Genomic DNA, 19,650 nt, shown 5'->3' with positions numbered 1-19,650 from the left:
GCGCTTACGCCCCCGCAAGAACCTTCGACGCCCACTCACCCAGGGCGGGGCGGTCAATCTTCGAATTATGGCGAATATCGGTCGGATGCTCGTGCACCACCAGCACCGCGGCAAGCTCCACACCGGTATCCTCGGCAACCTTCTGACGCACCAGCTGCGACAGCTCGAAGGGAGCCACACCCTCTACAACGGGGAAGCGGTTGGTGCCAGGCACGCGATTGAGCAGGGCACGCTTGAGACCCGATGCCGACTGGCGTGCCTCCAAAGCGGCAGTATTCGCCGAAGCCTCAATGACCAGCACCGGGGCGGCAGTACCGGCAGGGCCCACCGCAACCAGGGCGGCGCGGCGCACCTCCGGCAGGGACTCGGCGGACTGCTCAGCCGCAACCGGGGTCAGTACACCCTGCGAAGTCAGCAGTACGTGCGCGAGACGGCCTTCAACCCACAGGCGACCCGAAGCGTCCAGGTGTCCAACGTCACCGGTATGATGCCAACCCGGAGTGCTAATGGACTGCTCCTCAGTCACCCACAGGGTGTCGTAGCGGTCCTTCACATGCGGTGCCGACACCAGAATCTCACCGGTCACACCCGGCTCATGGGTCAGCTCATCCGCCACCGAACCGTCCTGCAGCAGCGGCGCAATAGCGACCGCCGCACCGTACACCGCAAACCCAACGCATACGCCGTCACGGGCGAACGGGTCAAGCACCTCACCGGCAGCATTCGGGGTGCCCTCAGCAATCGCCTGGCGAATCATCTCGAAAGACACATCGGTCACCGGCAGGCCCTCGGTCATGCCGTACGGGGTGTGCAGGGAAGCGTTCGGCACCAGGGCGAAGAGCGCCTCCAGCAGCGGCATGGGAATTGGTGCGCCAGCACTCAGCACGGTCTGAACCTTAGCCAATGCCGCACGCTGCTCCCCGTTCAGCTCATCGGCGGTTGCCACAACATTCACCAGAGCGGCAGGGGAAGCGAACACGACCGTCGCATCAATAGCCGCCGCAGCCGACGCCAGTGCAGAAGCCGTCAGAGTCTTCGGGCGGGTCACATCCATCGTAGGAGTCACGCTGGTAGCACCCAGCGCCGGGCCCAACAGAGCAAAAGGCGCGAAGCCAGCCACCAGACCGCTACCGGGCGCAAAACCGTACGTATTCGCAATGGCATCACGCATACCCGCCAGCTGACGCTGCGTGTACACCACGCCCTTAGCCGGGCCGGTCGAACCGGAGGTGTACAGCACCGCTGCATCAGCATCCGGCACGGGGGAGGGGAACTCCACCACGGTCGGGGTGGGCACTGGCGCACCCGGAGTACCGTCAGCGGCGGGCGCGGTAAATACCGAACCGGCAACGCCTAGTAGCTTCTCCTGCACCGGACCCAGCGGATCCACAGAAATACGCACACCCGGCCACAGCAGCGTACGTGCAGCACTGAGCGCAGCGGGAATACCCACCAGGAAGCCCGGGTTAGCACCCTTCAACGCGCGAGTCAGACCCGGCAGACCCAGACCGGTATCAGCCACCACAATGACAGCGCCCAGCTTCATGCAAGCGTAAATCAGAGTGGTCAGACGGGCACCCGGAGGCACCATCAGGTTCACGCGGTCGCCCGGACGCACACCCAGGGCGTGCAGGCGGGTAGCGGTGGCGTTGACCTGCTGGTTCAGTTCAGTCCAGGTCAGGGTCACAGACACGGAGGTGCCGTCACCCTTGGGGTCCATATCCACCACGGCGATGGAGGCATCGTCGGCGCGTTCGGTGAGAGCGGCGAGCATGGGGCGGAACGCCGCGGGAACAGTACCCTCAGATTCCTCAGCGGCAGCGCCCTCGCCGGTCGTAAGGCCGTGGCGGCGTGCGCGTGCGGCACGATGCTCCGCCTCCGCATTACGCGCCGGAACCAATACGCCATCCTCCAGCGTGCCAAAGGTTTGCGCAAGCCACGAAATCATGGGGGTGGCAATATCGTAATCCTCAATGACCAGGTGCGACGCCTTCTCGTAACGGTGCACCTTCGCCTGCGGCATGCGCTCCATCAGATCGAACAGGTAGCGGCGCTGGAACACCGGGTCCTTCGTCCCCCACTGGAAGAACGCGGGCACATCCAGCTCACGGATCTGCTCGGCAATATGCTGCATCGGAGCATAGGAGGGGATATCAGTACCGGTCGGAATATCACCCACAAAATTACGCACACCCTCACGCCACGCCGAATGAGCGTACGGCGCACGGTATGTACGGTATATCGCCTCGTTCAGAGGGCTCGGGTACAGGCGCTTAGGCTGCTTACCTACCGGCTGCGGTAGAGCACCATCAAGCGCCCCGGCACCGGCAGAACCCGGCACAGGCAGGCGACCCTCATTCTGAGCCAAGCCCAAAGTCACATCAATAAACGCGGTCGAATCGTGAGTACCCCACTCGTGCACACCCAACGCCAGACGTAGGGCGGCAGGGATATTCTCAATGCCGTCATGGTAGACCGCGGTGTTCGTCAGCATCACGCCCGAAAGAATCTCACGATGCTCCAGCGCCCAACCAAAGGACACCAGCCCACCCCAATCATGGGCGAGAATCACGACCGGCTTGTTGGTCTCATCCAGACCCAGCGCCTTCGTGAAATCACCCAGGTCAGCGATACGGTCGGTCAGGGTACGGCGCTCACCCTCCAAATCCAGGTGGGTTCGCTCCGAATAACCCATATCAATCTGATCAACCGCAACCACACGCCACGGAGCGCGCTCATTCACACCCGCATCCAGCACGGTACGCCACAGGTACGACCAGGTCGGGTTCCCGTGCACACAGAGGATAGTGCCAATCGGCTCCAAACCCTGCTCGACCAGCACCGGAAGGTTATCTAGGTAGTGCCAGCGGCGCGCACCAGCCTGCTGCGCCCGCTGCTCAATGGGAGCGGTGGTGGGCACCTCCAGAAGGTGGGAGTAGCGCGGGTTCACGCCCGCCCATTCCTCCGGGTTGTAGGGAGGCTGAGCCTTAGGGAAGTTCAAATGGCGCATGCTGGGGGAATCCTTCCGGATCGAATCGGTAAATGTCTACCGCACAAAGGTTAAGGGGCTGCCGGCTAAAGGTTGCCGACTAACGGGCTACCACTGAATTTCAAGTAGGGCAGTGTTCAGACCAGAACCCACACCCATGCACAAAATACGGTCGCCCCCCTTGTAGGTCGGGGCGCACTCCGCAAGAGTCATCGGCAGAGCTGCCGCAGCCACATTGCCCCACTTCGGGAAGGTCATGGGGATGCGCTCACGCTCAATACCGACCGCCTCAATAATCGCGTTCGTGTGGGCGTTAGAAATCTGGTGGGTCACGTAGGAGGTCATGTCGTTCCACTCCCAGCCGTCCTGATGCGCTTGCTCCCAGGCCTGCGCCACCAGCTCCAGACCGTGCTTGAGCAGGCCCTCAGCATCAGTGTTCATGCCCTGATCCGCCTCGCCACCGATGCACAGGTTACGATGCTCAGTGCCCGCACGGGATACCGAACCGACAATGCGGTGACCCTCCGGGTGGCGGTCAGCGCGACCGATCACAGCCGCCGCCGCGCCCGAACCGAGGGTCAGGGTCGCGAACTGTGCCAGCACATCCTCGCGGGTCGAATCAGGGTTGTTCAGAATGCGCACCGCGGTACGGTGCCACGGGGAGGGATCCTCGCCAGCGACAATCAGGGCGTAGTCGATAGCACCCGCATCAATCATGGTGGAGGCAACAGTCATCGCGTTCACAAAGCCCAGGCAGGCGTTCGTAATATCGAAGTTCAGGGCGTGACGCGGCAGCTCCAAGCGGTCATGCACACCCACCGAAACGGCGGGCTCAAAGTTATCGCGAGTCACCGAAGCGTTAATCAGCAGGCCAATCTGGGAACGGTCAATACCCGCCTCCGCAATAGCCTTCTCGGCTGCGGCAACCACGCCGTCCTCGAAGGTCTGGCCCTCGGTCCAGCCGCGGCGAGTGCTAATACCTGCAAGACGCTCCAGCAGGCCCTTCGGCATGCGCAGACGCTGATAGGTTTGGGCCAGCTGCTCATCGAAGTAGTCGCTTGTGACGACCTCCGGAGGCAGCTCATGAGTAATGGACAGCAGAGCTGCATTAGCGTGACGAATGTCAGAGTTCGTGCCGACCTTCTCGGCGGGTGCATTCAACAATGGTGTGGCCCTTGAAAATAGATGTCAGTGGTATACAAAGACGGCGGGGATACGCACTGCGCTCCCGCAGAATTCGCGATGCTCATTCCAACATACCGCACCGGTCGAGCGGACCCGTATCCGTAGACCCAATATGGACGCCCCCGTTCACCCCGCGCGTAAGATGATGCACAATGACGAACTTTGACTCCCCATCACCCGGTGCACGCTAACGCCGCCCGCCTGCCGCACCGCGTACACTAGAGGGATGCCGCCACGCACCACAAAACGTGCCTGGCACACACCAGTTCTTTTGCAGAAAGGCCCCTTGTGCACCTGATGTCGCTGACCCTGCGCGGGTTCAAGTCTTTCGCCTCCGCTACCACTTTTGAGTTCACCTCCGGCATTAACGCGGTGGTCGGACCCAACGGCTCCGGTAAGTCCAATGTGTTGGATGCGCTCGCCTGGGTGATGGGAGAGCAGGGCGCTAAGAGCCTACGTGGCGGCAGCATGAAGGACGTCATTTTCGCGGGCTCCGGCGAGGCTGGTTCGGGCGACGGGGCCCAGCGTGCGCCCCTGGGTCGGGCCAAAGTCACCCTGACTTTCGATAATTCCGACGGCACCCTCAGCATTCCCGCTGACCGGGTGCAGATTTCGCGCACCATGTTCCGCTCAGGTGGCAGCGAGTACGAGATTAACGGTTCCCCGGCGCGTCTTGCCGATATTCAGGACCTGCTCTCGGAGGCGGGTCTGGGTCAGCAGATGCACGTGCTCGTCGGGCAGGGGCAGCTGGATGCGGTTCTGCACGCTACCGCCCAGCAGCGCCGCGACATGATTGAGCAGGCGGCAGGCGTGGTCAAGTACCGCCGCCGCCAGGAGAAGACCAGCCGCAAGCTGGAGTCTGTGGCATCGAACGTTACCCGCCTGAGCGACCTGGTGGCCGAGCTGGATTCGCAGCTGCAGCCGCTGAGCGAGCAAGCGGAATCCGCCGCGACCGCGCGTCAGCTGCAGGCGCGCATCCGCCAGCTGGAGGCGGTACTTTTGGCGCGTCAGCTGGGTGTTCTGCAGGCTGAGCAAGCGCAGGCTCTCGCCTCCGAGTCTGAAGGTACCCGTCGCACCGAAACCCTGAAAGAACAGCTGGAGGCGGCGCGTGCCGCATCCGCGAAGCATCAGCAGGAGCAGAACCGTCTGAACGCTGAGGTCACCGCTTGCCAGAAGGCCGTGTCGACCCTGCGCGAGTCCGCCGCGCGCGTGCGCACCGTGCAGTCCATCGCCGCCGAACGTGTGCGCACCTACCGCGTGGAGCTGACCGAGGCAACCGCCTCCGCCCGCGCCGGATACGAACGTACCCTGGAACTGCTGGAGGAACGCCGCGAAGAGGCAGAACGCGCAGTTGAAATCTACTCTAGCTTTGAAGAGCGCTACGATGCGGCACTGAAGAACGTTGAGAAGGCGGCATCTGAGGTGGCGCAGACTGAGCGTGTCTCGGGTGAGGCAGCGCAGTCTCGTGCCCGCGCGCAGGCTCAGCTCGATACCGCCCGCGCCGCTGCGGTGGAGGCGACCCGCGCCTACGCGGCGGCGGCTGAGCGTGCAGCAACTCTGCGTGAGGCGCTGGGTCAGAGCCTGGGGGAAGTACCCGCCGAGCTGGGCACTGAATCTGCCGAGGCGGTGTTCGACCCTGAGACTGGTGAGCTCATGGATTCTGCGAGCGAGGGCGCGAGCCTGCTGCGTGTGCTGGATGCCGTGCAGATTAACCCCGAGTATGCGCGCGCGGCATCTGCGGCACTGACCTCGCTGGCAACCGCGGCGTTGAGCGTGCCGGTTGAGGGCGCCGAGGTATCGCAGCTGCGCGGTAATAAGGGTGAAGAAAGCGGCGAATCTGCCGCGAAGGAACTTTCAACAGAACTGCCCGAATCCTGCGCCGCCGAGCTGCATGAGCTGGGTATCCGCCCCGCAACCGAGATGATTAAGCCGCTCAGCGAAGACGCCGCCGCGCTCGCAGGCATCGACAAGCATACCCTCACTCGCATCACCGCGGCGCTGGGCGAGCGCCTGGCGGGCGTGCTGTTTGCGCCGGATGCCGCCTCCGCAGAGTACGCCCTGCATCTGCTCGCAGAGAGCGCAGGTCAGCGCACTATCTGGCGTATTTTTGACCCCGCAGGCACCGAGCACACCCGCTACAGCCTGCTCTACCCGGCTGATGGCGCCAGCCCCCTGGAACTTGCCGCCGCATACCGCGCTGCATCCCAGGTCGTGACCCACACCCGCGCCGAACTGGATGAAACCGAGCAGACCGTTCAGAAGGCTCAGGCCGCGGCAGAGGCAGCGGTTGAAGTAGAACGCGAGGCTGCGAAGGCAGCGGGCGTGGCGAGTGCTGAGCATGCGCGTGCCCGCGCCCAGGCAGAGTCCCTGGAAGCATCCGCGCAGAACATTCAGAACGAGCGCGCCCGCCTGAACGAGCGCCTAACCGCCGCAGAGGAATCCGTGGCGCAGGCGCGTACCGCCTACGAGTCGGCGCGCACCCGCGAGGATTCCTACCTGGCGGGCACGGGGGAGCAGGCTCCCGCGGCGACAATTGAGTGCCGCGCCCAGCGTCTGAGTGAGGTACTTGCCGAGCAGGTAAGCGAGCGTGAGCAGCAGCTGCACGAGTTGAGCACCGACTTCAAGAACGCCCAGGAGGGCTTGACCAGCACCAATGACGAGGTGCAGGATTTGCAAGGGGCACACGCGGCGGCACTGACCCTGCTGGCGCGCACCCAGACGGAGGCGGCGCGCGTGCAGGAGCGTGTGCAGGCTCTGGCTGAGCGTGCCCGCCTGGTGACCGGTTTGACCCTGGAGCAGCTGGAGGAGGAGTACTCCGAGCAGCTGCCGGTTGACGCGCCCGTTCAGGAGATGTCCAAAAACGCGGATTCCGAAAACACTGCTACCGGAACGGCATCAGAGACTACCGAAGCCTCCACCGAGAGCGTCCGCGCTCGCCTCAAGGCAACCCGCGCCGAATTGGAGGCGCTGGGTGCCATTAACCCGCTGGCGCTGGAGGAGTATGAGGCGTTGTCTGAACGCCACGCCTACCTGAACCAGCAGATTGAGGATTTGAAGGCTACCCGCCGTGACCTGAACACGGTCATGGATGAGGTCAGCAGCCACATTGCGGATGTGTTCACCGCCGCGATGGAGGACATTAATACCCACTACCGCCGTATCTTTGAGACCCTATTCCCGGGAGGCGAGGGCCACCTGGAGCTGGACGATCCGTCCGATCCGTTGAATTCGGGTGTGGAGATTCACGCGCGCCCGGCGGGTAAAAAGGTTAAGCGCCTGTCGCTGCTGTCTGGCGGTGAGCGTTCGCTCGCTTCGCTGGCGCTGTTGATTGCGATTTATATGTCTCGCCCTTCGCCGTTCTACGCCCTCGATGAGGTTGAGGCGGCGCTGGATGACCGCAACCTGTCGCGCCTGCTGCAGGTGGTTGGGGAGTTGGGGGAGCGTTCGCAGCTGATTGTGATTACGCATCAGAAGCGCACGATGCAGATTGCGGAGACCCTGTACGGGGTATCGATGCGCGGTGGCGTATCGACGGTGCTTTCTCAGCAGATGGAGGAGCTGCGCGAGCTGCTGTAGCTCGACGCGCCCCTCAAACTATGCACCCCTTAACCTGTGCGCTCTTGCCGCACACCCCTGCCTACCCTCGCTTGCGTAGCGTTGAAATCTTCCCAGGTGAGCCTCACATACCCTCGAGCGCACCCACCCCGGCGAATGTCACATGTCCTAGGGGTGGTCATGTGCACCCCAGGGTACTGTTCACCGCCTGCGCCCGGGTACTATAGGGGGATATATGCGAACGTCGCCCCGCCCTACCCGCGGCTGCGTGGTGTTTCGCTGTGATTAGGCCTGATGCCCCGCCCTACCCGCGGCGCGCATCTGGCGGTAACCATCCAGGGAAGGAATAGTGATGAGCGAAAACCTGGCAGATGCTTTCCTCAACGGTAAGTCGTTGAAGAATGCCCCCGGCCCCTATTTTGGTGAGTACGGCGGGCGGTGGATGCCCGAGTCGCTGATTGCCGCCATGGATGAGCTGGAGGCGACCTTTAACGAGGCGAAGAACGACCCCGAGTTTATTGCTGAGTTCCAGCGTCTTTCTGCTGAGTATTCGAACCGTCCGTCGCTGCTGACGGAGGTTCCGAAGTTCTCTGAGCATGCTGGTGCGCGTGTGTTCCTCAAGCGTGAGGACCTGAACCACACCGGTAGCCATAAGATTAATAACGTGCTGGGTCAGGCTCTGCTGGCTAAGCGTATGGGTAAGACCCGTCTGATTGCGGAGACTGGCGCGGGTCAGCACGGTGTTGCGACTGCTACTGCGGCTGCGCTCTTCGGCATGGAGTGCGTGGTCTACATGGGTGAGGAAGATACTGAGCGTCAGGCGCTGAATGTGGCCCGTATGCAGCTACTGGGTGCGAAGGTGATTGCGGTTCAGAACGGTTCCCGCACTCTCAAGGATGCCATTAATGAGGCGCTGCGCGATTGGGTTTCGAACGTTGAGAACACCCACTATCTGCTGGGTACTGCTGCTGGTGCGCATCCGTTCCCGGCGATGGTGCGTTTCTTCCACGACGCTATCGGTGAGGAGGCGCGTGAGCAGATTCTGGTTGAGACCGGCCGCCTGCCCGATGGTATTGCTGCCTGCGTGGGTGGCGGTTCGAACGCGATTGGCCTGTTTCACGCGTTCTTGGACGATTCGTCGGTTGAGATTTACGGTTTTGAGGCTGGTGGCGACGGCGTGGAGACGGGCCGTCACGCGGCGACTATTACTCTGGGTCGTCCGGGCATGTTGCACGGCGCGATGACCTACCTGATGCAGGATGAAGACGGTCAGACTATTGAGTCCCACTCGATTTCGGCTGGTTTGGACTACCCTGGTGTGGGTCCGGAACACTCCTACCTGTCTGATATTGGTCGCGTGACCTACGAGCCGGTGACTGACACCGAGGCGATGGATGCCCTGAGCCTGCTGTGCCGTACTGAGGGTATTATCCCGGCGATTGAATCCTCACACGCTCTGGCGGGCGCGCTGCGCGTGTGCCAGCGTTGGGCTGCGGAGGACCCGGAAGCCGCACGCGAGAAGACGATGATTGTCTGCCTGTCCGGTCGTGGCGATAAGGACATGGAGACCGCCCTGAAGTGGTTCGGCCTGGGTAAGGCGATTCCCTCTTCAACCCTGATGACCGGTAATAAGGAAGCTGCCGCATCCACTGCACGGAACGCACAGGCTGAAAGTGAGGCTAAGTAATGAGCTACCAGGACGCTATTTCGCATGCTGCCCCCTTTGAGGTGTTGGACGGTACGTTCCCGACTTCTAACCCCGATTCGCCGCTGGCAGCTCGTCTGACTGAGTGTGAGAAGCAGGGCCGCGCGGCGCTGATTGGCTACCTGCCGGTGGGCTTTCCGACCCTGGATGAGTCGATTGACGCGGCGATCGCTTTGGGCAATAACGGCGCGGACATTATTGAGCTGGGCGTGCCTTATTCTGATCCGGTCATGGATGGCCCGGTGATTCAGAAGGCGACTGGCATGGCGCTGGAGAACGGTTTCAAGCTTCCTCATCTGTTTGAGGCGGTCCGCCGTATTACCGAGGCGACCGACGCGGTGGTTGTAGTGATGACTTACTGGAACCCGGTTCTGGCGTACGGTGTGAAGAATTTTGCGCGTGATTTGGTAGCCGCCGGTGGCGCGGGTATGATCACACCGGATTTGGTGCCTGATGAGGCGTCGGCGTGGTTTGAGGCTTCTGACGAGTACGGTCTGGATCGTATATTCTTGGCGGCTCTTTCTTCTTCGCCGGAGCGTCTGGCGACTATTGCGAAGGCGTCGAGCGGCTTCGTATACGCCGTGTCGGTGATGGGTGTGACTGGTGCCCGCACCTCCGTGTCGGAGGCGGCTCGTACCCTGGTTGCAGACATTAAGGCTGCCGGTGCGCCTCGTGCGTGCGTGGGCCTGGGTGTTTCGACTCGCGCTCACGTCGAGGAGATTGGTGCGTATGCGGACGGCGTGATTGTCGGTACCGCACTGGTGAAGGCTTTGGCTTCTGGCGGTGTTGATGCGGTGGCTAAGCTGACCCGTGAGCTGGCGGGGTGTGAAGGCTAATGTCTGATGTACTCTCTCTGGCGAGCGTGCCGGTAGCTAACGTGCTGGCTTCGATTCCCTCCCCGAGCGTTTCGTACCTGCAGCTGGGCCCGTTCCGTGTGCATTTCTATGCCCTGTGTATTCTTGCGGGTATGGCGGTGTGCTTGTGGCTGGGCGCTCGCCGTTGGAAGGCGGCGGGTGGCACCCCTGAACGCGTTTTTGACGTGGCGATGTGGGCTATTCCGGCGGGCATTATTGGTGCTCGCGCCTACCACGTGCTGATTACTGACCCGGGTAGCTATTTCGGTCCGAATGTTGCTGATCCGTGGGCTTTCCTGAAGATTTGGGAGGGCGGCATCGGCATCATGGGTGCCGTGTCGGTTGGCGCATTGGGTGCTTGGTATGGTTGCCGCCGCTACGGGATTAATTTCCCGGCTTTTGCGGATGCGGTAGCGCCGGGTATACTGCTGGCTCAGGCGTTTGGCCGCTGGGGTAACTGGTTCAACCAGGAACTGTTCGGCAAGCCGACGACTCTGCCGTGGGGCTTGGAGATTAGCGCGTCGAGCAGTAATTTCCCGCCCCAGTATCCGGCGGGTACGCTGTTCCATCCGACATTTCTGTATGAGTCGTTGTGGAACCTGCTGGGTGTGGCTTTGTTGCTGTGGCTGGGCCGTAAGGGCGTGCTGAAGCTGGGGCAGACCCTGTGGCTGTACGTGCTCTACTACGGTATAGGGCGCCTCTTCATTGAGATGTTCCTGCGTATTGATACCTCGGAGATGCTCTGGGGTGTTCGTATTCACGTGTGGACTGCTCTGCTGCTGGTTCTGCTGGGTGCTACTGGTTTTGTGGTGGCTGGTCGTCGTGCGGCGGCGAAGGCTGCTGCGGGTATTGAGCCAGCTCCTGCGGAGTTCGTTCCGAAGCCTGCCGCAGATGAGTCTGCAGAGGATGCTGAGAAGAAGGCATCCGAGAGGGCAGAGTCCGCCGAGGATTCTGACTCTTCTGAGTCTTCGAGGAAGGGCTCCTAGCTTTCGTCTTCTAGCTTTCGTCTAAATTTCATCTTGATTGAACCCGCCGTGTGGAGGTGCACTCCGCACGGCGGGTTTGCTGTACTTGCCGATGCTTCATCTGCCCTGTCACGCCGCCGACTGCTGATGGTTCGGTGATTGATTTTTCGAGCACTTGCACCCAGAAGCTAGTGAGTACTGCGACTGCCGGTGCAGCTGGCTGACGGTGGCGCTGGCAGCGGTAGTAGGTTCATGGATCTGGGCTAGGCGTTGAACGCTCCGAATGGTCCGGGTGAGCGCGGCGGTGCAGGCTATTAGGGTTGTATTCTGCTTCTAGACGGTGGCTATGAGCGGCTATGAGCCTGTAGGGATTGTATAGGTGCAGATTGAACCCTTTCTTTAGGGTGGTATGCGCCTCAAACTTAATATTTAAATTTTTTTTCTAAATGCTTCCCAGGCCTCTGGTTTAGGAAGCATTCTCATCTTCTGTGTCACTTCGTCATAGCGTCATATAAACCTTTGGCGGTTTAGTGCATTGGTAGGAATAGACCTTATCGAAAGCTTATCCTCGCTCGCGTGCCGACCACTAAGTAACCCCTCTGTCATATTCGGGGGTAAACCTTTAGATTGGCGGCTCATCATTTTACGGTGGAAATGTAAAGAATACGCGCGCCCACCCCGTTAGGTTGTACAGCGCAAATTGCGGCTTGAGCGCGGCCACCAATGACTAAGGAGTTTAGGTCATGTGCAAGGAAACCATGAAGGCTGTTGTCGTCCCTGAGAAGGTTGACGGTTCGGTTGTTGTCCGTGAGGTTCCCGTTCCGGCTGTCGGTCACGGCCAGGCGCTTGTGAAGATTGAGTACTCGGGTGTGTGCCACACTGACCTGCATGTGGCTTCCGGCGATTTCGGTGGGGTTCCGGGTCGTATTCTGGGCCACGAGGGTATCGGTCGTGTTGTCAAGGTTGGCGAGGGTGTTGAGTCCCTGAAGGAAGGCGACCGCGTGTCGGTGGCTTGGTTCTTCGAGGGCTGCGGTCACTGTGAGTACTGCACCTCGGGCCGTGAGACCCTGTGTCGTTCAGTGAAGAACGCAGGCTACTCGGTTGATGGCGGCATGAGCGAGTACACCCTGGTGACCGCTGATTACGCTGTGAAGGTTCCCGAGGGTCTTGACCCGGCGCAGGCAAGCTCGATTACCTGCGCCGGTGTGACCACCTACAAGGCGATTAAGGAGTCGCTGGTTCGCCCCGGCGAGTGGCTGGTTGCTTACGGTGCTGGCGGTCTGGGTAACCTGGCTGTTCAGTACGCTAAGAAGGTTTTCGGCGCTAAGGTTATCGCTGTTGACATCAACGATGACAAGTTGGCTCTGGCTCGTGAGACCGGCGCTGACCACGTCATCAACGGCCGTAAGGTTGAGGATGTTCCGGCTCGTATTCGCGAGCTGACCGGCGGCGGCGCTCACGCTGCTGTGGTGACCGCAGTGTCGAAGGTTGCGTTCAACCAGGCTGTCGAGTCGGTTCGTGCGGGCGGTTCTGTGGTGGCTGTTGGCCTGCCCTCGGAGATGATGGAACTGTCCATTGTGAAGATTATTCTGGATGGCATCCGCGTGGTGGGCTCCCTGGTGGGCACCCGTCAGGATTTGGCGGAGGCGTTCCAGTTCGGTGCTGACGGCATCGTGGTTCCGGTGGTTCAGCTGCGTGAGGTTGATGAAGCACCGGCTGTCTTCGAGGAAATGGCGGCAGGTAAGATTACCGGCCGTATGGTTCTGGACTTCACCAGCCTCTAAGCTGGCGGATGATTCCAGGTCCTCGGTAGGGCTTCAAGGTCTCACTCGGCTGGGGTCCTGCCGGTAGTTTCGATGGTTATAACGTCTAGGGCGCATCCCGTGTGGCGGGGGAGTAGGGGTACTCTTTCTGCCGTGCATACGACGCGGGGTGCGTCCTAGTGTTTTTAGCTAGATGTTTTAGTGCCGGGTTTTTGAGAGCCGTTATCGTAAGGGGCTGAAAATCTGTGTGAGTACTATGTTCATAAACGTAATATGTACGGGAATTTATTTTGAAAATATCGGAGAATATCTCAAAATTCCCACCATATTAGTTCATTAGAGTACCTTATTTGACGTCTATTGACCTTAAAATACATACTTACATTGTAAACATTTAATCACTGGTTGAAGTGTAATATTTGCCGAAAAGATAGGTTTCGAACGCCCCTGCGCATACCCTTGATGTATCGGGATGTAACGTGTGAAGGTTTCGGCCTCCTAGATATCGATTCCTTCTCCCAGAACGTTATACCCGGGTGAATTTCAGCATCTTCGTACCGTGCCGTTATTCACCATTGAGTCCTTACTTCCGGCCAGGCACCCCTCTAAGATACCTGCGGAAGAGGTCTCAGAAAGATTAGTGTGGGCCCCACGGACATAGTCAATGGGGACTATGTCCGCCACACTAATCCGAAATTCTTGGACGATACCGCACCAACGCTTTGCGGCGGCGCACTGCCTCGACATAAATTTATCTGCAGGCACGGGTAATATAGCTGAGTTCTCTACTCACTCGGTACCTCACCCGCTACAGAGCACATCTTGATTTTTGTGTTGTTCAAAAGATGCGTCCCGTAGCGAAAGAACGAGGGGCACCTCTGCCAGGTGCCTCTCGTTCTTATATGTGCGTTTTATCGTTGAGTAGATTCCACGCCGTTTAGTACCTGACGCGCTCTTTGGTAGATTCCACGCTGCGCGGTCCTGGCCGTTCACCCGGTTGCGGTGCACCGCGTTGGGATTCTTCGCCAGAGCCTTCAGATCATTCACGATGCCAAGGAAAAAGTTCGAGTCACCCACGAACGGGCCGGAGTTGGTGAACTGCCACATGCTGTAGCTGCTCCAACCCGCCGGAATTGCATCGACCACGGTCGAGTAGCTTGCCAGGTGCAGCGGCAGAGTGCAGAACTGCGACGAGCCGTTGTACTGCTGAGCAAAGTAGGGGTTGGTGTAGTAGGTGCTCTCGGCCGCTTTCGCGTAGGCAAAGCGGAATCTACGGCGTAGGCACTCACCCAGTTCACGTTCTGCTGGTGTGAGGAGACGTCCATGCCGAGGGTTCCGCCGGAAGGGATCTAGAAGGAGCGGCCTTGCGCCAGCGCTTGACCGGATGCCAGGCCCTGACCAGCCGCCAGACCCTGTGCGGAGCTCCGGGTTGTGGAAATACCGCTCAGAGTTGTGGTAAAAGCGGGGGAGGTGGCACCGGTTCGTGTGTTCATTACTGTGCGGACCGCACTATCGGGCGACTGTCTGTCGAGGTGTCTGTCGGAGGTGTCTAGCGCGGTGTGATCGGCCTGAGGGAATACCTCTTGGAGCGCGAAGGAAGGGGGTGGGCCGCACACACAAAGACCCACCCCCTCAGCGTCCGGCTACTGTTGGGGTGCGGCCTCGCATCCAGCATCCGGAGTTACATGGCCGATGCAGGAGAGATGAAGAGTCATCGACCACGCTATGGTGCCTGTTGGCACGTTTATCTCGGTGAGCCCCGCCCGACCTCTTGGCTTCTTACCGTGCCTATCCGAGAGGGGCGGGTGGGGGTCAACGAAAGCTAGTGAATCCTGAAGGATTTAGAGGAACTTCGCGATGTCCTCAATCAGCGGCTTGAGAGTCTCGCGGTCGATGTACTCAGCCTTGCCGGTCTTGTAGCATTCGAGCATCTGCTGAATACCTTCGTTGGGGTGCGGGTTCGCCATGAGCCATGCGCGTACCGGGCCCTTCAGTGCGGTCTTATGAGCCAGTGAAATCTTGTCGAAGTCGATACCGCCACGCAGGTGGTAGACGGGGCGACCTTCGGTGAGTTCAGGCGTGTAGCTCTTGGCGACGGCCTTGTCCAGCAGCTTCTTGGAGTATTCACCGGTGAAAGAGACGGTGAAGAATGCGGTGCGGTTCTTCTTGGGTGCAATAATCGGCAGAATCTTCTTGCGAAGTGCCGGTGCCCCGTTGAGGAATCCACCGTAGTCGCTGCCGGCAATTACGAAAGCGTCGAATGCCTCTGCCTGCTCGGGGGTGACCTTGGAAGCGGGGACAGTCTCAACTTCGGGAGCCTGCGGGAGTGCACGCAAATCTTCTGCCAACCAGGTGGCGTACTGTTCGGTGTAGCCGTAGGTGGAGCCGAAGATAATCAGCACGCGAGTAGTCATCTGTGAACCTTCCAGATATATTTCGCATTTCAAATACTAATTATGGGTTCCAATATAGGCTAGGCGCGCGAAAATGTGAAATCGCCTAGCTCTTGGATGCCCTATCTATTTTCTCATAGCCCAGTCTGAGTGTCTCTATGTTTTTGAAATATGCTCGAACGTTCTCGAATGTAACTAAATATTGTGCAGTAGGGGCTATGCATGAGTAAAAAGTACCCTAATCTACTTTCCGGGGAATGAGGGTGAATGGGGTGACGGTTGGCTCCCTCTGGTGTGTCCAGTGGGGAGGGGTAAATAAAATGCGATGTGAAACACTATTCTTCAAGTGGAAAGAGTTGGGTGAGGCATACCCAACTAGAGCCAAAACGCCTATAATTAAGAAGGAACCCCACGCATCTGGCACGTGGTGACCTGTTAGAGCACGTGGGAATAGTTGGGAATTTTGACGTTAGTCTTCCCTGGAAAATCAGCGTGAACCCTAGAGGTCACGCAAAACAATACACAAAGGTTAGGTACATGAGGCGCGCAAAAATCGTTGCAACCATCGGTCCGGCAATCGAATCCCCCGAGAAGATTTCCGAGGCAATCAAGGCTGGCCTGAACGTCGCCCGTCTGAACATGAGCCACGGTGACCACGCCGAGCACCAGGGGCGTTACAACACTATCCGTGAAGAATCCGCAAAGCTCGGTAAGGATGTTGCAATCCTCGCCGACCTGCAGGGCCCCAAGATTCGCCTCGAGCGTTTCGCCAACGGTAAGGAATACCTTGAGCCCGGTGCAGATTTTACCATCACCTCCGAAGACGTTGAAGGTACCACAGAAATCTGCGGCACCACTTACAAGGGCCTGCCCGGCGACGTAAAGCTCGGTGACAAGCTCCTGCTCGATGACGGCAAGATTCGCCTCGAAGCAATTGAGGTCACCCCCACCACCGTTCGCACCCGCGTGATTGTCGGCGGCCCCATCTCTAACAACAAGGGTATTAACCTGCCCGGCGCAGCAGTCTCCCTGCCCGCGCTGACCGAGAAGGACGCAGACGACCTGCGCTTCGCACTGAAGATGGGTGCAGACATTATTGCACTCTCTTTCGTTCGTACCGGTGCAGACGTTGACCCCGTCCACAAGATCATGGACGAAGAGGGCATCCGCGTGCCCGTTATCGCAAAGATTGAGAAGCCCCAGGCAGTTGAGAACCTGCAGGACATCATTGACAAGTTCGATGGCATTATGGTCGCTCGTGGTGACCTCGGTGTTGAGCTACCCTTCTCTGAGGTTCCCCTCGTCCAGAAGAAGGCTATTGACATGGCACGCCGCTGGGCAAAGCCCGTCATCGTGGCAACCCAGGTGCTCGAGTCCATGACCGACAACCCCGTTCCCACCCGTGCAGAGGTTTCTGACTGCGCTAACGCAATCCTCGACGGTGCAGACGCCGTTATGCTCTCCGGTGAGACCTCGGTCGGTAAGTACCCGATTCTGACCCTGCAGGCAATGGCTGCAATCGTCAAGGACACCGAAAAGGACGGCCTGTACCGCGTACCTGAGTTGGACCGCAAGCCCCGAACCCGCGGTGGTGCAATCACCCGTGCAGCAGTGAACATCGCAGACCAGCTGGATGCAAAGCTCATCGTAACCTTCACCCAGTCCGGTGACTCGGCACGTCGTCTGGCACGTCTGCGCCCCGAGACTCCGATTGTTGCGTTCACCACCAGCTCGAAGGTTCGCTCCTTCCTGTCCATGCTGTGGGGTGTTGACGCTGAGCAGGTTGAGATGATTACCAACCAGGAAGATATGTTCCACTACGTGGATGAGTACCTGCTTGAGAATGGTCTGGCAGAAGCTGGCGACCTGGTCGTCGTTGCTGCTGGTGCTCCTGCAGGCCACGCAGGTACCACCAATATGGTGCAGGTACACCGCGTCTCCGGTGCTGAGGGTGAGCGTGAGGACCTGCGTCCTTACGAGGAGAACGAGGTCAAGCGCTAAGCCGCTAACTCTTTCTGAGTGAATTTTTGAGGGGTAGCTCGGATTAGTTCCTGGAACATACTGCCCGATGTATAGAAATCTCCGCCCGGTCGTGAACTATCATGGCTGGGCGGAGGTTTCTTATGCTTACGGGTGTTTACCTTCGGCTGGCTATGCGAAGGTATGGGCATGCACAGGTATAGAAAAAGCGGCGGGAAAGTTTCAAACTTTCCCGCCGCTTCAGTGTGAGTGCCCGAGGTGGGACTCGAACCCACACTCCGAAGAACCTGATTTTGAGTCAGGCGCGTCTGCCAATTCCGCCACTCGGGCGTATCACGCACTAGTGCGTAACACCTTTAGAATTCTAACCCAGGCTGTCTAGAAAATCTAATTCATCTGACATGTTGAGGGTACTGCGGGGTGCGGAGCGTCTGTTGAAGGTATTTGCCGTGCTCCTGATACGCCTTAGCTAGAGGCGCCCCTCGGTCTAAATCCTGAGCTGAGGGTGAACCGGTGGAGCTTATCCACAGGTGGAGGCGGGGGAGAAAGCGCTCATCCTGTATCCTTAAAGACTGACTAACCATCCCCGTTCGCCTTCGCGGCTGGGGGCCATCTCAACGTTAAGAAAGTGATCACGGCTCGTGTTCAATTCTCTCTCAGACCGCTTGACGGCAACTTTTAAGAACCTGCGCGGCAAGGGCCGCCTCTCCGAGGCAGACATTGATGCAACCGTCCGCGAAATCCGCCGCGCCCTGCTCGACGCTGACGTCGCTGTCCCCGTGGTCCGCGAATTCACCGCCCACGTGAAGGAACGCGCTCTCGGTGCGGAAGTTTCCGAGGCGCTGAACCCCTCCCAGCAGATCGTCAAGATTGTGAACGAGGAGCTGGTGAATATTCTCGGCGGCTCTACCCGCCGCATCAACATGGCGAAGAGCGGCCCGACCATCATTATGCTGGCGGGTCTGCAGGGTGCTGGTAAGACCACCTTGGCTGGCAAACTGGCTCACTGGCTGAAGGGCCAGGGCCACACCCCGATGCTGATTGCATCCGACCTGCAGCGCCCCAACGCGGTGACTCAGCTGAAGGTCGTCGGTGAGCGAGCGGGCGTGCCCGTGTACGCGCCGCACCCCGGTGTGACCAGCGAGTTTGACGTACCCACCGGCGACCCCGTGCAGGTGGCGCGTGACGGCGTAGCTGAGGCTCGCGCTAAGCTGCACGATGTGGTCATCGTCGATACCGCGGGTCGTCTGGGTGTTGACGCTGAGCTCATGCAGCAGGCACGTAATATCCGTGACGCTATTGAGCCGCACGAAGTTCTGTTCGTCATCGATGCGATGATTGGTCAGGACGCCGTGAACACTGCTAACGCCTTCAACGAGGGGGTGGACTTCACCGGCGTGGTCCTCTCTAAGCTTGATGGTGATGCCCGCGGTGGTGCGGCACTGTCGGTGGCTTCGGTCACCGGCAAGCCGATTATGTTCGCGTCCACCGGTGAGAACGTCACTGACTTCGAGCAGTTCCACCCGGACCGTATGGCAAGCCGCATCCTGGATATGGGTGACATCCTGACTCTGATTGAGCAGGCTGAAGCTCAGTGGGATAAGGCTGAAGCCGACCGCATGGCGAAGAAGTTCATCGATCAGGAGGACTTCACGTTTGAGGACTTCCTGGCTCAGATGCAGCAGATTCGTAAGCTCGGTTCCATGAAGAAGCTGCTTATGATGATGCCCGGTGCGGCTCAGATGCGTCAGCAGCTTGAGGCTTTTGACGAGCGCGAAATTGACCGCGTGGAGGCGATTGTTCGCTCCATGACCCCGCACGAGCGTGTGGCTCCGCGCATCATTAACGGGTCTCGCCGTGCCCGTATTGCTAAGGGTGCGGGTGTAACCGTGTCTGAGGTGAACCAGCTGATGGAGCGTTTCGCTCAGGCTCAGAAGATGATGAAGAAGCTTGCTTCGGGCAAGATGCCCGGCATGCCCGGTGGTATGCAGATGCCCGGTATGGCGGCTGCAGCCGGTGGCGCTCGTAAGAACGCGAAGAACAACAAGAAGAAGAAGGCTCGCTCCGGCAACCCGCAGAAGCGTGCGGCTCAGGAGGCGGCAGTAGCTAAGGCACAGCAGGCCCGCGCCGGTGCTGCATTCGGTCAGCAGGCTCAGAGCCAGGAGATGGATCTGTCCAGCATGAACTTGCCGAAGGGCTTCGAGAAGTTCCTGCAGTAAGAGCAAATATGAGCCCCGGTAAGGGGTGGTACGGGTGCGCAC

General features: G+C 59.6%; 10 protein-coding genes and 1 tRNA gene. 7 read left to right on the top strand and 4 right to left on the bottom strand.

From position 1 onward, the window contains the following. Positions 1-4 precede the first annotated feature (4 nt). Together O3648_RS03115 and O3648_RS03110 are read right to left on the bottom strand one after the other, a co-directional pair. A complete protein-coding gene (locus tag O3648_RS03115; RefSeq protein WP_371568371.1) occupies positions 5-3,010 on the bottom strand; it encodes an alpha/beta fold hydrolase in 3,006 nt (1,001 codons plus the stop codon). An 87-nt stretch (positions 3,011-3,097) separates the two neighbouring features. Further along, a complete protein-coding gene (locus O3648_RS03110; RefSeq protein ID WP_371568369.1) occupies positions 3,098-4,153 on the bottom strand; it encodes a 3-oxoacyl-ACP synthase III in 1,056 nt (351 codons plus the stop codon). A 318-nt stretch (positions 4,154-4,471) separates the two neighbouring features. Here O3648_RS03110 and O3648_RS03105 point away from each other — a divergent pair, with 318 nt between their 5' ends. The 5 genes from O3648_RS03105 to adhP all read left to right on the top strand — a co-directional run bounded on the left by O3648_RS03105 (position 4,472) and on the right by adhP (position 13,037). Next, the gene (locus O3648_RS03105; protein ID WP_371568477.1) at positions 4,472-7,750 is read left to right on the top strand and encodes a chromosome segregation SMC family protein; all 3,279 of its coding nucleotides are present in this window, start codon (positions 4,472-4,474) and stop codon (positions 7,748-7,750) included. 331 nt (positions 7,751-8,081) lie between these two features. Then, entirely contained in the window at positions 8,082-9,416 is a 1,335-nt protein-coding gene (trpB, locus tag O3648_RS03100) for a tryptophan synthase subunit beta (protein ID WP_371568367.1), read from the top strand. Then, positions 9,416-10,270: a tryptophan synthase subunit alpha gene (gene trpA, locus O3648_RS03095; RefSeq protein ID WP_371568365.1), complete on the top strand. Its 855-nt coding sequence runs from the start codon at positions 9,416-9,418 to the stop codon at positions 10,268-10,270. Before trpB ends, trpA begins: the two co-directional genes overlap by 1 nt. Beyond that, positions 10,270-11,274, top strand: a complete 1,005-nt coding sequence (lgt, locus tag O3648_RS03090) for a prolipoprotein diacylglyceryl transferase (protein ID WP_279790175.1) — start codon at positions 10,270-10,272, stop codon at positions 11,272-11,274. The genes trpA and lgt overlap by 1 nt, the downstream gene beginning before the upstream one ends. 722 nt (positions 11,275-11,996) lie before the next feature. Next, the gene (gene adhP / locus O3648_RS03085) at positions 11,997-13,037 is read left to right on the top strand and encodes an alcohol dehydrogenase AdhP (protein ID WP_279790177.1); all 1,041 of its coding nucleotides are present in this window, start codon (positions 11,997-11,999) and stop codon (positions 13,035-13,037) included. A gap of 1,820 nt (positions 13,038-14,857) precedes the next feature. On the opposite strand, the gene O3648_RS03080 is transcribed toward adhP, so the two are convergent. Further along, the gene (locus O3648_RS03080; RefSeq protein ID WP_049354549.1) at positions 14,858-15,430 is read right to left on the bottom strand and encodes a flavodoxin domain-containing protein; all 573 of its coding nucleotides are present in this window, start codon (positions 15,428-15,430) and stop codon (positions 14,858-14,860) included. A gap of 516 nt (positions 15,431-15,946) precedes the next feature. Here O3648_RS03080 and pyk point away from each other — a divergent pair. Then, on the top strand, positions 15,947-17,410 hold the full coding sequence (gene pyk / locus O3648_RS03075) for a pyruvate kinase (RefSeq protein WP_314079126.1): 1,464 nt from the start codon (positions 15,947-15,949) through the stop codon (positions 17,408-17,410). 229 nt (positions 17,411-17,639) lie between these two features. Here pyk and O3648_RS03070 read toward each other — a convergent pair. Then, positions 17,640-17,719 (bottom strand) — tRNA-Leu (locus tag O3648_RS03070). Between the two features lie 311 nt (positions 17,720-18,030). Here O3648_RS03070 and ffh point away from each other — a divergent pair. Beyond that, on the top strand, positions 18,031-19,608 hold the full coding sequence (gene ffh, locus O3648_RS03065; RefSeq protein WP_371568360.1) for a signal recognition particle protein: 1,578 nt from the start codon (positions 18,031-18,033) through the stop codon (positions 19,606-19,608). Positions 19,609-19,650: the final 42 nt, after the last annotated feature.

Origin of the sequence: Rothia sp. 27098_8_161 (assembly GCF_041432905.1) — a bacterium.
In the GTDB taxonomy this organism is placed as follows: domain Bacteria; phylum Actinomycetota; class Actinomycetes; order Actinomycetales; family Micrococcaceae; genus Rothia.
The sequence above is the reverse complement of the archived record's forward strand: the minus strand, read 5'-3'. Positions and strand labels throughout refer to the sequence as shown.